Below are 17,713 nucleotides of genomic sequence, written 5' to 3' on the forward strand. Positions count from 1 at the left end.
ATGCCCAATTTAAGAGCCTCATCATACGTACCTATTCAAGCAGTACTTTGCTGTTGGCTTTACACATTCACAAATAGATAGGAGATAGTAAAATGAGCTCAAATTCATACGGTGCTTTTTTGGCAAGAACGATTAAATGGTTTGCTATATTGGGACTTGTTGTTGGAATTCTCCTCTTTATCGTGACTCAGCTAGGTTTCAGTTTTCCAATTGTTGTCGGCACAACCTCTTATGAAGGAATTACAGCTTCATTGTTTCTGTTAATCGGATCTCCCATCGTATTGATCGTACTTGGATTCATTGTGTCACTCTTCACCTACTCATCCAGCAAAAGGAGCATGTAGCCTCACCCTGAACGCTACCAAAACCCAAATTGTAGATAACCTCTAAAGTTGTACTCCTTAACATTTACATTAGAGAAACCTCTGGTTCATTCTATGTCGATGGTAAGGAGTACTTTTTTGTGTGAAATAATAGTACGAAAGTAAAACCATCCTATCATTCATAAATCCTACCCCCTTACTACATAATAAAAAGCACTCCCTATAGCCGTAATCGGTCCAAACACTTCGTGTTTTTCCCAATCCACTATAAGGAGTGCACATCAATTTCTCACATCTACTTCATCGCATGCTGCCACCATTAGCATATGCCTTTATAACAAAGTAGAAACATTGCCTGCTAGCCTTTAGCCTTCCATCGACTTGTCGCTAGATTCCGCCACAACCGTCTGCTGCTGCGTCTCATTCGGTTCTTCTTGAATGATAAGCGTACGTATCGTTTTAATACACGCGAGAATCAATCCGCTAGCTATAATGAGTACCCCACTATAGGTTAGCACGGTTTCTAAAGGATAACGAAGTGTCAACATTCCACCAATTAGAGCACCTAAGGGCATCGAAGCAAAGGAAATCGATTGAAGGAACGACATGACCCTTCCAAGCAAATTAGTCGGCGTTGAAATTTGGATTAACGATGTTTGCAGCACATTGATGAGCCCCGTACTAATACCCATCAGCAGTATGCCCCCCATCTTGAGCCAAATCCCCTGCACAATAGCAAATACACAAAGCGATATCCCCATGAAAATCCAAGCCAACGCGATAACGAAGCCTTTTTTAGGTACATGATTCGTTAATATCGAACCACTAATTACCCCAATGAAAAATGCAATATAAATGAGACTATAATAGATAGGCGAACCAGCGGCTACTCCCAAAGAAGGAAGTGTAATAATAACGATAGCCAGCAAAAAGTTAATCAGCGCATAAAAAGGAAGCATGGATCTCATTATTACGTTGCCTTTTACAAAAGAGAATCCTTCCTTCAGTTCAGTAAAATAGGAACTAGACTCCTTAGCTGAATCCTCCTTTACAAGCGTAGGAATGGTCAGTCTTTGGCTCATTCGTAAGTAGATTAACCCTGCTAGCAGAAGCAGCCCACTCGCTAAGAAGAAAGTATTATTCATCCCTATCCAAACAATAATCGATGCACCTACCAAATAGCCAATAATGTTAATGACTTGATCCGTCGAATTAATTAGCGAGTTCGCCTTAACTATCTCGTCCTGCGAACCCATTAGTATGGGAATAAGCTTGTTGTTGGCTGGGTAAAACAGCAGTGAGAAGCAAGATGCTACGAACACCAACGCCAGCACCAACATCATCCCAAATGAGGGCACCCCGATTAAGAAGGGGACGGAAAAAATAATAATTGCCTGTACAAGCAGCGATATACTCGCAATCTTCAGCGGTGAGTGGCGATCGACTAACGGACCTACAAGAAAGCTAAGCATAGCTGTTGCAGACATGGCGGAGTACGTAAAGCTTGTGTAAGAAACAGACTCCGTCACACTCTGAATGAAATAGAGCAATACGACCGTGTAGATACTGTCAGCAATATTAGCTGATGTACGTGATAAGTAAAAAAAGATGAAGGGACGGTTGCTTAATAGTTTATTTTTCATCCGTTTTGTACCTCATGCTTCAGAATTGGGCCTAAAGGTCGAGCATGGAACTTTATCAACTGTTCCATCCATTCAAATTGTTCAACAAACGGCAGTACAAGCGACAAGTTCAATTGCTCTCCTGAGGTGCGTGCAGTAAACATGATCACTCGATCATTGAATTCTGTATCATGGTGCTGTGCATGTTCAATGACTTGCCCGAGTTCTCCTAAGACACTTTCCCCTACATAATTGAAGATAACAGGCATTCCTTCTAGGCTCTTCCGAAGCAGTTCACTCGCCTCAGCGTATTGCTGGGCAAGTTGATCATCATACATCAAGCTCATCACGTTGATATTGTGCTGGACAGCCATATCCATTCGTTCCTTAACAGCAGCTACCAATGATTCAGGATCATCCGATGAACATGCCAGTATAGGAATCTGGTCTATAAATTCGCCAATCATATTGTAGAATGTTGCTTGCTCATAGTGTCTTCCGAAATGTGTCACCCACACTGGCACCTGATCGACGCCAAAATAGGTAGAGCATATCTGGATGAGCTCACAATATGCGACCTGCCACATCAACTCCGCCGTTGGCTTTTGATCATTCTCCCACTCAAGCGTCCAAGAGAATTTGGTAGGCTTGCCAATTTCCTTTCGAGCCAGCATTTGTGCAACGGTGTCCGCGTTGTCCGCATACTGATGCAGGTTCATCTTTTCAAGAAGCTGCTGCTCGTTCATGCCTTGTGGACCACGACTTAATTGTGCCGAATATTCATGGTAACTGCGATATTCGACCGTAGGTAGTGAAGTTCCACGTTCTAGATGTTCATAAAGTTGGAGCAGCTCGCGGCCGATCAGATCACTACTCATGTAATCGAAGATCATGTGCGAGAATGGCAATACGAGAACATTCTCCCGTAAGTTCAGCTTGACTAGAAATACTCGATATAGAGGTAGCCCTGCTTCCGTATCGTATGGTTCATACAACCACATGGATGACAGCTTCATCAGAACTTCCTCGGACAATGCAGACGGATATGGCGACAGATCTACCACGGGAATGACTATTTTTTGCGGCGTTTCTCTTACCACCCATTGAGGCACATCTGCTGCAGTGGACAGCGTACAGCGTAATAAATCGTGCTTATCCATAAGTAGACGAATCGCTTCGCTCAACATATCTGTCCGGATATACCTGTCCAAATCAAGAACGGTTCCCGAAAAGTCTGGATGCAGCAGATGATAACGCTGTATGCCCGCCAACGGTTGTGTACCGGCAATCGGCTCCCTCACAATCGACTGGTACATCGAAGCTAATTGTTCGGACGCGAGCTTGCCAAGCCGTTCAGCAATCATAATCGAATCATCTGTGCCAGAACCTTCGCACATCACTTCCTGATGCTCAATGGCAGCGGCTGACTCGTCTAACGCCTGAATCCTATGCGGGTGAAGAGATTGGTGCACACGCGCAGTAATAAACTCAATTAACTGATCACGTTCCTGATCTGATATAGCAGCAGCCTGAATGTCTAGCCTTACCAATTCACGTCCTGACGACGGGGCAGACGTTCGGTGCTCCTCAACCACGAACCTACATACACGGCCAGTATGTTCTAACAATAATTGTTCCGCCTCCGCACTCGTGACTGCCACTACTTGCTTGGAAGCTTCCACTTGCTTGATCTCTGGCAGTATACGGGACAACTTACTGATCGATTGTTCTTGGAACAATTGGTTCAAATTGAGGGATACTCCTAACATCCTCATCCCTGAAACAATCTGTATCGCCTTCAGTGAGTGTCCTCCTAGCTCGAAGAAGTTGTCATGAATACCAATTCGCTCTACTTCCAGTACCTCTTGCCACAGAGCAACCAGTTCTCTTTCGATCTCATTGCGTGGTGCTTCGTATTGCTGCTGCACGATCTGCGCTGCTTCAGGTGTCGGAAGAGCTCGTCGATCGATCTTGCCATTGGCTGTAAGTGGCATCCGCTCCAGCATGACATAACGGACAGGAACCATATAATCTGGCAATTGCGAACCTAAATAAGTTTTCAACTCTACGGCCGATAGATTCGTATCTGAGGCGACATACGCACATAAATAGCTTTGGCGATCCTCGTTTCCAACAGCAATGACTAACGCTTCATTAACTTCTTCATGATCAAGCAATTGCTTCTCGATTTCGCCCAATTCAATACGATAACCTCGGATTTTGACCTGATGGTCTATCCGCCCTAAGTATTCAATCGTACCGTCTGGCAGCCAACGCCCCAAATCTCCTGTGAGGTATAGTCGTTCATCTAGAACGAATGGATTTGGAATGAACTTGTCCTCAGTCAATTGCTCCTGATTCAAATATCCACGAGCTACACCGTCACCACCGACGCCTATTTCTCCTGGAACACCGACAGGCTGCAGCTGATGCTGACTATTCATAATGTACACCGTAGAATTGGCAATTGGGCTTCCAATTGGAATATTAGAATACTCCTCTTCAATGAGGAAACAGCAAGAAAATGTCGTATTTTCAGTCGGCCCGTAGCCGTTAATGATATTCAGCTCTGGACATTGCTGCTTCACATTCCGAATATGGCCTGGTGATAATACATCTCCCCCAACCAACAACTGCCTTAGCGGCGCAAACATATGCGGTCTGTGCTGCGCATGCTGGTTGAACAATGGGGACGTTAACCACATCGTTGTAATTTCGTGTGTACGAATAACAGCCTCCAACTGCTCCGAGTCAAGGATAACCTGCTCAGGGACGATATGAAGCTGCAAGCCATTCAGCAAAGCTCCCCAGATTTCAAATGTGCACGCATCAAACACAATATTTCCGGTCAGCAGAATGCGATCATGCTCCTCGAACGACACATAATTCGTATTCTGTACAAGTCGCACGACATTTCGATGCTCAACCATAACACCCTTTGGCTTCCCTGTTGAACCTGATGTATACATGACATAGGCCAACTGCTTCGCAGTAGCGGTTGGAAGCGTAGATACTGCGGATGCTGAAGGAACATCGGTTAGTTTCAGTATAGTGCCGCTGTAAGCAATGCTCTGCATCCGTTCTTGCGCTTCGGCCAGCAGCAGCTTAACTCCTCCGTCTTCCAGCATGAACTGAATTCGCTCATCAGGATAAGTAGGGTCGATAGGAAGATAAGAGCAGCCTGCCTTCAAAATACCTAGCATTCCAATGACTGCAGCAGCCGAACGACCAGTCATAAGCCCAATTGGTTCCTCCCTGTCCACACCAAGCGCGATTAGCTGATGCGCCCAACAAGCCGCTTGTTCATTCAGTTGCTGATAGGTCAACACTGTATCAGCTTCGCAGATAGCTATATGATCTGGAGTACGTATAGCTTGCTCTTCGAACAATCCATGAATTGTCGCTTGTTGCGGATAATCCGTCCTCGTTTGATTGAATTCAGCAATAATCTGCGCGAATTCCTTATCGGCAAGCAGTGTGAGACTATCAATCGGTTGATTGATGTTCGCGAGAGCCGATTTCAGGATGCATACATAGTGTTCCAGCATTCGCTCCACCGTCTCGTTACGGAACAGCTTCGTTGCATATTCCATTTCAAGCCGCAAGCTCTGATCATGCTCTTCTGCGAAAAGAGACAAATCGAATTTGGATATATTCGTGTCTAGATCATAAGCTTTAAATGGCATCCGATCGTCTGATTCAGACTGGCTCACCACCGAGCTTCTAAGCGTAAATAGCGTATCAAACAAGGGATGTCGACTCACATCTCGCTGCAGCTTGAGTTTATCCAACAATTCCTCGAATGGATACATCTGATGATCGAATGCCTGCAGCATATGATCTTTCAACTCCATAAGAACTTGATTGAAACTTTTACTACTTTCTGGTTTGCCGCGAAGTGCCAAGGTGTTAACGAACATACCAAGCGTCCGCTGGACATCCGCATGAGATCGCCCTGCTACAGGTGTTCCTATAATGATATCGTCTTGTCCGGTATAGCGATGCAGAAGCACCTGGTAAACCGACAGCAGCACCATAAATACGGTTGTACCTGTCTCAGTGGCAACTTGGTGAATCCGCTCTAACACATCTGCCTCTTCAATGGTAACCGACACCCCTGCGCCTTCATGACTTTGAACAGATGGACGGCGGTAATCAGTAGGTAATGCGAGTACAGGAATGTCGTTCGCATACGTTTGCAGCCAGAATCGTTCATCCCGCTCCATAGCTCCGCTTGTTGTGAGTTCATCCAACCATACTGCGTAGTCTTTGTATTGAATACGCGGCTCAGCAGGGTTGACTCCTTTACAAATTGCTTGGAACTCCGCCGTCATAATCTCACTCGACACACCATCGGCTATCGTATGGTGCATATCGAGCAGCAAATATTTCTTATCGCCAATGGATACCAACTCTGCTCGCAGCAGCGGTGCCACCGTCAAGTCAAATGGACGGACAAACGCCTTCATCTTATCTTCCAGTACTACCCTTTCCTCGCCGATTGTCTTGCCCGCTCCAAGATCGGATCGCGTCAGTTCAAAAGGTACATGATCATGAACCCTCTGGTAATACTGTTCAGCGCTCAGTTCGAAGGACGTACGGAATACCTCATGCCGTTCAATAAGCTTATTTAACGTATACTCGATTGTATCAGGCGTAATCGTATCATTTATCTCCAGCACAGACGGAACATTATAAGTCGTATTGCCCGGTTGCAAATCATTGATTATCAACAATCTCTTCTGTGAAGACGTAATTGGATAAAGTGCTCGCTTCTCTACAGGTTCCAAAGGCTTGAATCTAGCAGGAGCAGCCTTCTGAATGCGTTCTGCCTGATCTCTAAGTGTCGGCGCTTCGAACAGCACACGGAGTGGCAATGCAACGTTGAATTCTTTGTTTATTCGGGACAGTAGTACAGATGCATGAAGCGAGTGACCACCAATCTCAAAGAAGTTATGTTCTGCTCCTACCCGTTCTACACCGAGTAACTCCTTCCAAAGATACGCCAACCGCTCCTCCACTACGCCATCTAGGGCTGCATAATCTTCCTCATTCTCTCCCAATTCAGGTAGCGGCAGCGCCTTGCGGTCGATTTTCCCGTTGGTTGTGAGTGGCAACTGCGGCAGCTCCATAAAGGCTAATGGCATCATATAAGCTGGCAATACAGCAGCTAATTGTTCCTTCAATGCAGTGACTCGAATCTCTTCACCTTCGCTGACCGAATAATAAGCGCAAAGTATTTTCTCTCCACGAAGCTCATGTACAATGACTACTGAATCCTTCACACCATGATGCTGCAGTAATTGAGCTTCAATTTCTCCCAATTCGATACGGAATCCACGGATCTTCACCTGATGGTCACTTCGCCCAGCATACACAATGGATCCATCCGGCAGCCATCTAGCTAGGTCACCTGTTCGGTACATTCGTTCATCCGCTACAAATGGGTTAGCGAGAAATCTTTCCTCGGTTAATTCAGGTTGATTCCAATAACCTCGAGCCAGTCCTATTCCTGCAATATAAAGCTCACCTGTAACACCAATCGGCTGTAACTGATGCTGTGAATTCAGAATATAGACCTGACAATTGTCGATAGGTTTACCAATAGGAATCGTGCCACCCGCCCCATCAACCTTGCAAAACGTCGCCACGACCGTATTTTCAGTAGGCCCGTAATTGTTGTACAGTTCGTATTGTTTCGGCTTATAGCGTTGGAGTCTATCGCCTCCCGTTAGCAGAACCCGCAGCGAACGGTTATCTAGCTCCATAAAGTGTTCGCACAACTGCGTTGGTAAAAAGCTAATGCTGATTTGATTTCGGTTCATAAATTCGTTCAACTGGAAAGGATCCAACCTAATCTCGGAATCAACTACGTAGATAGATGCACCGACTAACAGATAGGGGAATATTTCCCATGCGCTTGCATCAAATCCCACTCCAGCATACAAGGTGCTGCGGTCGCTATGACTAACGCTATACTCCTTTTGATGCCAATTGCATAAATTCACAAGTGAACGATGTTCAACCATAACCCCTTTTGGTCTTCCCGTTGTACCTGACGTATAGATCACATACGCTAAATCATCTGACAGGTTGACAGGGATCAGGTTTGAATCGTCTTCATGGTAATGGTTAACATTTTCCAACTCTAACTTCTTACCGTCGAACACGACCCGCTCACTCCAATGTTCGTGGAGTAATAATACGTTCGCCCCAGAGTCCTGAAGCATGTAATGAACGCGCTCTAGCGGATATTCCGGATCAATAGGAACATATGCCCCTCCTGCCTTTAGAGTGGCAAGAATACCGATAATCAACTCTGGCGAACGCTCTGCCATAATACAAACTAACTGATTATCTTCCACGCCCTCAGCTCTAAGCGTGCGAGCCAGTCGATTCGCCTGTTCATTAAGTTGACGGTACGTGATCTCGTTGCCATGGTGAACAATGGCTACCCGATTAGGTATGCGATCCACCTGTTCTTCAAATAACTGCTGGATCGTTTTCTCGCCTATAGACGCTGCATAGCTAACGGTCGAATTATTGAAAACTTCCAATAACTGATACTCTTCTTCCTTCGTTATCAGCTCTAGCTCCTTCACACTGGCATGAGGATTGGTTGCAATTTGATCCATAATATGAATCAAATGATTCTTAATCTGTTCTATACTCGCTTGGTCATATATGGATGCGTTATACTCCATCCGCAAGACAATTTCTTCGTCCGGTACGACGATGAGATTCAGATCATAATTCGTCTGTTCAACGACCTCTATATTTGAAATATCAAGTTTATCCCTACTGTCACTTTCCACATCTACAGCATTTTGGTCGACTGGATAGTTTTCAAATACGATAATATGGTCAATTAAGCCCTGCTTCTGATTACTCATCGCCTGGATCTCATACAGCGGGTATGATTCATAGGCCTGAGAGGCAATCGCTTGATCCTGCACCTTTCGCATTACTTCTGCAACCGTCGAACTTTCCTCACAACGAATACGTACAGGAATGGTGTTGATAAATAAGCCGAGCATCGTTTCAATACCTGGAATTTCAGCTGGCCTTCCTGATACCACATTTCCGAAGACAACATCATCCGTATCATTATAGGCTTGCAGCAAAATTCCCCAAGCAGTTTGAATCAACGTATTCACTGTTACCTGCTGATTTTTAGCAGCCCGTTGGATACGTTGGGTCAGTTCCTTACCTAGAGAACCAACTACCTTCTGCGCAGCATACTCTTCAGCTTTCACCCCAGTTTTCGCTTGCGGAATTAACGTCTGATGCTCGTAGCCCGCGAGATAATTAGCCCAATATTGGCCAGCAGCTTCTGAATCTTGCTGTGCTAGCCATTCGAAATACTGGCGATACGGCCATGCTTTGCCCAGTGCAGGTTCTTTATTTTGCAGAATTGCTTCATATATGGAGAATACTTCATTCGCAACAATGAATAAGCACCAACCATCCATTAATATATGATGGAAGCTCCATATGAACTGATACGTTGTTTCTCCCGTTCGAACGACTGACATCCGCATCAGTTCATCCTGACTAAGGTCAAAACCTTTGACCCTATCAGCAACAACTAATTTGTCAAAGTGATGCTGACGACCATGTTCATCTACTGTTCGAAGGTCTTCGTAACAGAATCGTATTCTACTATTCTGAAACACTACTTGTATGGCTTGACCGTTCCAACCGGCATAGAAATTTGTCCGCAGCACATCATGGCGTTGAGTCAATTGTTCCAGACTCTTCTCAAACAGGTCTACATTCAGATTTCCTTCTATTGTAAATGTCATTTGCTCGAAATAGGCTCCAGAATTCGGTTCCATCATCGTGTGGAACTGCATTCCCTTTTGCATCGGTGTCAACGGGTACACATTCTCGATTGGACCTAAATGTGCAGTATCCTTGGTCAACTGTTCTAGTTCTTGTAAAGACATATCGGTAATGAGGAAATCGCTCGGTGTCCGTTCAGTCCGCTCTTGAGCTGCACAATGTGCAATAATTGCTTGAAGCTTCGAACGGAACAATCCTGCCAACTTCTCTATCGTTTCCATATGATATTGCTTATGAGAATAGCTAAAAGTAAATTCTAATGCGCCATCTACGACCATACCATTGATCTCTAGTACATAAGGGCTGGTCATATTCTGACTCATTGCTGCTCCAGACGAATAGGAAGAAAACGTCAATTCATTCTGATTCAAATCTTGATCGAACTGTCCCAAATAGTTGAAGCTGATTTCCGGTTCGACGGTACATCCAATATCTTCAGCTTGGTCGGACAAATATTTCACAATCCCGTACCCAATGCCTTTACTCGGAATCTGATGCAAGTTCTCCTTCACGCTCTTGATCAAGAAGCTCAAATCCCCTACAGCATCCATATCCAACACTACTGGATACTGGCTTGTAAACCATCCGACCGTTCGATTAATGTCAATATCCGCAAGGATTTCTTCCCTGCCATGCCCTTCTAGATTCAAAAGGACACTTTTCACTCCGGACCAATCATGAATAGCTATTCCGAGTGCTGTCAATAGCAGGTCATTCATGTCCGTATTGTATGCACGGTGCGCGTGCTTCAACAACTTCTCTGTCTCTTCCTGTGTCCACTTCACCGACACGTTGTGAATGTCTCGCAGCAGAGCAGGTTCAGAGTTGAAATCCCTCGGTAAGGACGGAACATCAATATTGCAGATAGAGCTCCAATATTTACGCTCGTTCTTCATCGCAGAACTGTTTGCATATGCTGACAACTGTTCTGCCCATAACTGGAAGGAATTTGTCTTATTTGGTAATTGAATATCCTGTCCTTTAACAGCCTGCTCATAACCTGTCGCCAAGTCTTCAAACAATATACGCCACGATACCCCGTCAACGGCCAAATGATGAATAGCAATAAGTAAATGATCCCCGTCTACACAGCGGAATAGAATGATTTTCATGAGCGGGCCGTTCGTCAGTTCGATACTGCCTTGGATTTCGCTTGCCTTATCAGCGATTGCCTGAGAACAATCTTCCGCTCCTTTAAAATCAACCATTTCAAAATGATACAGCTCACCTTCATCAATTCCACGATTCCAAGCCATATACCCCTGTTCCGTGCGACGGAACACCATACGTAGACCATCATGATGTTCTGCTATTTTGCGCAGCGCCTTACGAAGCGCCGCTTCCTCGAAACGTTGTTCACGATACAACATTACTGCTTGATTAAAGTGATGTTGGTCTGTGAAATGCTGCTCGAAGAACCAATGCTGAATCGGTGTTAACTCGGCTTGTCCCTTTACCTCGCCTTGATCCGCAATGATGCCTAACGGCTGCACATACTGGCTTAGCTCTGCGATAGTAGCATTTTTGAACATATGCTTCATTTCCAGCTTATAACCAGCTTGATGGAGCCTTGAGGATACCTGGATCGACTTAATGGAGTCGCCCCCGAGCTCAAAGAAATTATCTTGGATCCCAATCGCCTCAACTCCCAGTACAGCCTGCCACACGGAAGTGAGCAGTTGTTCCAGTAATGTACGTGGCGCCACATACTCTGTACCTGAAGCAAAGTTCCCCTCTACCAAAGACAATGCTTTGCGGTCAACTTTCCCATTAGACGTAAGAGGAATATGATCCAGTTGCACAAAGAAGGATGGAATCATATAGGTCGGCAGTTGCTGCACTAGTGAGCTTCTAAGATCCGCTGCCGTAAGCTGTGTATCTGCTGCGAAATAAGCGCAAAGCAACAACTGCCCTGCTTCGTCTGCTCTTGGAATGACGACAGCTTCTCTGACCGCTTCCACGTTTAGCAATTGCGTCTCTACTTCGCCGAGCTCAATTCGGTATCCACGAATTTTGACTTGATGGTCGATTCGTCCGAGGTATTCAATATTTCCATTCGGCAGCCAGCGTGCCAAGTCGCCTGTACGATACATACGCTCGTGCGATCGGAACGGAATAGGTACGAATTTCTCCACAGACAGCTCAGGTCGGTTCAAATATCCACGGGCAAGCTGCACCCCGGCTATGCACAATTCTCCAGGAACACCAATTGGCTGCAGCGTTCCACTATTGCTCACTACAAATAATTCGGTATTGTCAATCGGTCGCCCAATTGGTAGAATTTGAAGCTGCTCACCCGTCGAACAATCAAAATACGAGACATCGATAGTCGCTTCTGTTGGCCCGTACAAGTTAATCAACTTCGTCATGCCACCGCGGTATAGCAATGAGTTGAATCGTTCCGCTACTTCCACATTCAGTGCTTCACCGCTAGCAAATACGTGACGCAGGCTTTCGAGCTTGCCTAGCCCAGCCTCTTGCTGCGTCTTTATATACTCAAGAAATACAGACAGCATCGAAGGCACAAAATGCATCGTTGTCACATGATGCCGCGCAATCGCTTCTACGATCTGCCCAGGATCCTTCTCACCGCCCGGTTGAAGAAATACAACTGTTGCGCCTTGAATTGCCCACCAGAACTGCTCCCATACAGATACATCGAAGTTGTACGGTGTTTTTTGCAAAATAACATCTGCCGCTCCAATTGGATATTGCTTCTGCATCCAATGAAGGCGATTGACGAGCGAGCAGTGTTCTATCATAACGCCTTTTGGGTTCCCTGTAGTGCCTGATGTATAAATCACATACGCCAGATGCTCAGATTCTGCAGCCAATGGTAGATTGGAACTATCCCCTTGGTACAACTCTCCCTGATCCGCAATTACGAGTGAAATATCCGAGTTAAGACTCGTAAGTTCCTCATTTGCAAGCGCACCTTCTTGATCACCTCTTGCCAGCAGTTGATGAAGACTATGTTCGAAGCGCTGCTGTGTGACAATTACGTTTGCACCGCTGTCCTGCAACATGTATCGGATACGTTCCTCAGGAAGCGCGGGATCGATCGGTAAGTAAGCTCCGCCTGCCTTTAGAATGGATAGTAAGGCTATGGACATTTCTGCCGAACGTTCCATCATTACCGCGACGATTTGATCAGGCTGAACACCTAGTTGCTGCAATCGACGTGCTGCTTGGTTCGTTCGTAGGTTCAACTCTTGATACGTAAGCTGGGCATCGTCAAACACAACAGCAACTTGCTCAGGCATCGTTGCCACTACATGCTCAAATTGGCCAACGATCGTCGTTTGGTCAGGGTACTCAGCCGCTGTATCATTGAAAACCTCAATGATTTGTATTCTCTCTTCCGGCGTAATCATGTCAACGGAGGAAAGCTTCGCTTGCGGGTTATCCAATATTACGTCGATCAATTGCAACAAATGTTGAGACATACGCTGCATGCTTTCCGGAGTGTACAGAGAAGTAGCGAAGTCGAAGCTGCACACCAGATCTTCTCCTTGCTCATTTGCCTGGAAGATGAGATCGAATTTAGCAACTGTGTGTCCTGTCGGGTATGGCTTCCAATGTACGCCCTCCATACTTAGACTTGTCTCTTCGGTATTTTGCAGCACAAACATCGTATCGAACAATGGCTGGCGACCTAGATCCCTACGGACATTTAGTTTCTCTACTAGCTCCTCGAATGGATAATCCTGATTCTCATAAGCTTCTAGAGCATGTTCCTTAATTTCCATCACATAGTCATAGAACGTTTTATCGCCCGACGGCCGCGTTCGAAGCGCAAGCGTATTCACGAACATACCAATTAAGCGCTCCAAATCTGCATGAGGCCTTCCAGCAATAGGTGTTCCTACAATAACGTCCTCTTGTCCGGTATATTTGTGCAGCAGTGCTGTGTATGCCGCAAGCAGTACCATATAAAGCGTGGATCCCGTATGTGCTGCAAGCTGTCTCAGCCTCTCACTTCTCTGTTTACCTATTACAAATTCGATCGAATCTCCCTCAAAACGCTGTATTGCCGGCCTTACAAAATCGGTAGGCATATTAAGTACAGGAATCTCTCCTTGGAACACATCAAGCCAGAATGATTCCTGCTGTTTTCTCTGCTCTGTCTGCAGATCATCTAGCTGCCAAGCTGCATAATCCTTATATTGAATTCGCAGCGGCGGCAGTACATCATCACGATACAAGCTGAATAGCTCATGAGTGAGTACATCTAACGACACTCCATCCGAAATGATATGATGCATATCGAATAAAAGGATGTGCTGATCTTGCTCCATTTCAATGACTGCTGCTCGCATAAGCGGTGGCTGGTGAAATTCAAATGGACGCACGAACTCACGTATATTGTCCTCGATTGCTCCTTCTGCCTTCGTGAACTCCATGGCAAAGTCCACTTTCGCATGCACCCGCTGTACTGGTTCACCGTTAACAATTTCGAAGCTAGTACGGAGGGTATCATGTCGATCTATCAATGTCCTGAATGCCTCTTTCAGCCGTTCCACATCTAACGTACCCGCAACGCTCATCGCTCCAGGCATATTGTAGTTAAGCTCCGCCCCTTCGATCTGATTCAGAATGAACAGTCGTTTTTGAGCCGATGATACAGCATAATAGTCGCTCTCCTCGATTACGGGAATAGACACATGCGCTTGCTTTTCTCTACCTGTGATCAAATCCGCCAATTGTGCAATCGTCGGGAATTGAAAGATATCGCGCAAAGACAAGCTCCAGTTCATATCTTTATGAATTTTGACTATTAGCGTTGTTGCACGCAGCGAATGTCCACCGATATCAAAAAAGTTGTCCGTCACGCCTACTCTATGAATACCGAGCACCTCCTGCCATATTCGCACGAGTTGTACTTCAAATACATTCCGCGGTGCAACATATTCGGCCGCAGCTTGTACGCCACCTTCCGGCGTAGGCAGTGCTCTACGGTCCATTTTTCCATTGGCTGTAAGCGGGATTGTATCTAAGAACACATAATGCATCGGTACCATATACGACGGCAGCTTACGTATCAAATGTTCACGTAGTTCAGATACATCAGGCAGATTAGCAGGATGGGCCACCACGTATGCACATAAATACTTCTCTCCATGTGCGTCCTGTCTGTCTAGTACGACAGCTTCCTTCACAGAAGAATGAGCCCTTAATACTGCCTCTATCTCCCCTAGCTCAATCCGGTATCCACGAATTTTGACTTGATGATCGATTCGTCCGAGATATTCAATATTTCCATCCGGCAGCCAGCGTGCCAGATCGCCTGTGCGATACATACGCTCGTCCGCTCGGAACGGAATAGGTACGAATTTCTCCGCAGTCAGCTCAGATCGGTTCAAATATCCACGGGCAAGCTGCACCCCGGCTATGCACAATTCTCCAGGAACACCTATTGGCTGCAGCGTTCCACTATTGCTCACTACAAATAATTCGGTATTGTCAATCGGTCGCCCGATTGGTACAAGTTGTAGCGAATCACCCGTCGAACAATCAAAATACGAGACATCGATAGTCGCTTCTGTTGGCCCGTACAAGTTAATTAACTTCGTCATGCCACCGCGGTATAGCAATGAGTTGAATCGCTCCGCTACCTCCACATTCAGTGCTTCACCGCTAGCAAATACGTGACGCAGGCTTTCGAGCTTGCCTAGCCCAGCCTCCTGCTGCGTCTTCATATACTCAAGAAATACAGACAGCATCGAAGGCACAAAATGCATCGTTGTCACATGATGCCGCGCAATCGCTTCTACAATCTGCCCAGGATCCTTCTCACCGTCTGGTTGAAGAAATACAACTGTTGCGCCTTGAATAGCCCACCAGAACTGCTCCCATACAGATACATCGAAGTTGTACGGTGTTTTTTGCAAAATAACATCTGCCGCTCCAATTGGATATTGCTTCTGCATCCAATGAAGGCGATTGACGAGCGAGCGGTGTTCTATCATAACGCCTTTTGGGTTCCCTGTAGTGCCTGATGTATAAATCACATACGCCAGATGCTCAGATTCTGCAGCCAATGGTAGATTGGAACTATCCCCTTGGTACAACTCTCCCTGATCCGCAATTACGAGTGAAATATCCGAGTTAAGACTCGTAAGTTCCTCATTTGCAAGCGCACCTTCTTGATCGCCTCTTGCCAGCAGTTGACGGAGACTATATTCGAATCGCTGCTGCGTAACAATTACGTTAGCGCCGCTGTCCTGCAACATGTATCGGATACGTTCCTCAGGAAGCGTAGGGTCAATTGGTAAGTAAGCTCCGCCTGCCTTTAGAATGGCTAGTAATGCTATGGGCATTTCTACCGAGCGTTCCATCATTACAGCAACAATCTGATCTGGCTCAACGCCTAGCTGCTGCAATCGACGCGCTGCTTGGTTCGTTCGTAGGTTCAACTCTTGATACGTAAGCTGGGCATCGTCAAACACAACAGCGACTTGCTCCGGCATCGCTGCTACCACCTGCTCAAATTGGCCAACGATCGTCGTCTGGTCAGGATACTCAGCTGCTGTATTGTTGAACATATTCGTAATTAACTTGCGTTCTTCCTCTGCTACAATTTCATACCGATCCACAGCTAACTCTGGATGAAGCACAACTTGCTGGATCAGTTCAATCAGGTGGGTGCTCATTCGCCGAACCATATCGGCTTCATAACGTGCAGCATTATACCGGAAGCTAATTTCAAGTGTTCGTCCCGGTGCAATCAAGACGTCGAAATCATAATTTGTTTGTTCAAATCCTTCAAAGCCAGTAATGTTGACGAGCCTGGATTCTTCCTCGCCTTCTTTGCCCATAATCTCGTCGGAAATCGGATAGTTCTCGAATACAATGATGTGCTGAATAAGCTTCTGCTTTAGCATAGACCCAGCTTGAATATCAGCTAATGACATATACGAATACCTATTCGAATCAATGAACGCAGATTGAACTCGGCTCAGTATTGCTGCGAATGTATCACCTTCCACTGCGTCTACCTTAACAGGAATGGTATTTATAAATAAGCCGACCATATCTTCGACACCAACAACCTCATCTGGACGGCCTGATACGACAGTGCCAAATACAATATCCCGCGATCCGTTATACTTTTGGAGCAATAGCCCCCATACCGCTTGGAACACCGTACTTAGCGTCACCTTATGCATCCGCGCCAACTGGACCATGCTGTCGGTCAATATCTCGTCAACTGTGAAAGATACCTCTTTTAAGTCGAACTTTTCTTCAGTTAAGTTCCCGATCTTGCGACCTGGAAGGGTCGTTTCTTCTTCGATGCAGCCAACATAGTTTCTCCAGTAGTCCAGCGCCTCTTCTTGGCTTTGCTCGCCAAGCCACTGTATATATTTACTGTAGGGATATACAGGACCAAGCTGGATAGGAAGTGATTGCTTAAGCGCTTGATAGACTTCAAAGAACTCCGTGGCTATAATGCCAAGACACCAACCATCCATAATAATATGGGGAAAGCTCCACACCAACTTAAACCGTTCATCTTCCCATTCAATTACGGTTAAACGGATAAGTCCATCTGCTTCCAAATCAAAATGATTTCTCCGATCATTTCTTTTAAAAGCTTCAAAACGCTCTAGCTTCTCTTCTTCAGATAGACCTCGAAAATCTTCGTAATAAAACTGTGTCTCCTGATCGGAGAGAACGACCTGTAAAGGTCGTTCTTCATCCTTATAAACAAACACTGTACGAAACACATCATATCGTTTAACCAGCATCTCCAAACTACGCCGCAGCAAATCCACTTCTAATCTCTCATCTACCACTACTACATTTTGTTGAAAATAAGCATCAGAGTCTGGTTCCAACATGTGATGATAGAGCATTCCCTCTTGCATTGGCGCCAACGGATATAAATTCTGTATCTGTACTTGACTCAATTGAGATCATCAA

The 17,713-nt window shown here is 45.7% G+C and carries 3 protein-coding genes; 1 reads left to right on the top strand and 2 read right to left on the bottom strand.

The window, feature by feature from the left end:
- The first annotated feature begins 92 nt into the window (after nucleotides 1-92).
- Nucleotides 93-344, top strand: a complete 252-nt coding sequence (locus tag NQ117_RS07030; RefSeq protein WP_258277259.1) for a hypothetical protein — start codon at nucleotides 93-95, stop codon at nucleotides 342-344.
- A 344-nt stretch (nucleotides 345-688) separates the two neighbouring features.
- On the opposite strand, the gene NQ117_RS07035 is transcribed toward NQ117_RS07030, so the two are convergent.
- Together NQ117_RS07035 and NQ117_RS07040 are read right to left on the bottom strand one after the other, a co-directional pair.
- Complete coding sequence (locus NQ117_RS07035) at nucleotides 689-1,966, bottom strand: MFS transporter (RefSeq protein WP_258277260.1); 1,278 nt, start codon at nucleotides 1,964-1,966, stop codon at nucleotides 689-691.
- Complete coding sequence (locus NQ117_RS07040; protein WP_258277261.1) at nucleotides 1,963-17,700, bottom strand: non-ribosomal peptide synthetase; 15,738 nt, start codon at nucleotides 17,698-17,700, stop codon at nucleotides 1,963-1,965. Before NQ117_RS07040 ends, NQ117_RS07035 begins: the two co-directional genes overlap by 4 nt.
- Nucleotides 17,701-17,713: the final 13 nt, after the last annotated feature.

Source organism: Paenibacillus sp. SC116, assembly GCF_024733555.1.
Classification (GTDB): Bacteria; Bacillota; Bacilli; order Paenibacillales; family Paenibacillaceae; genus Paenibacillus_B.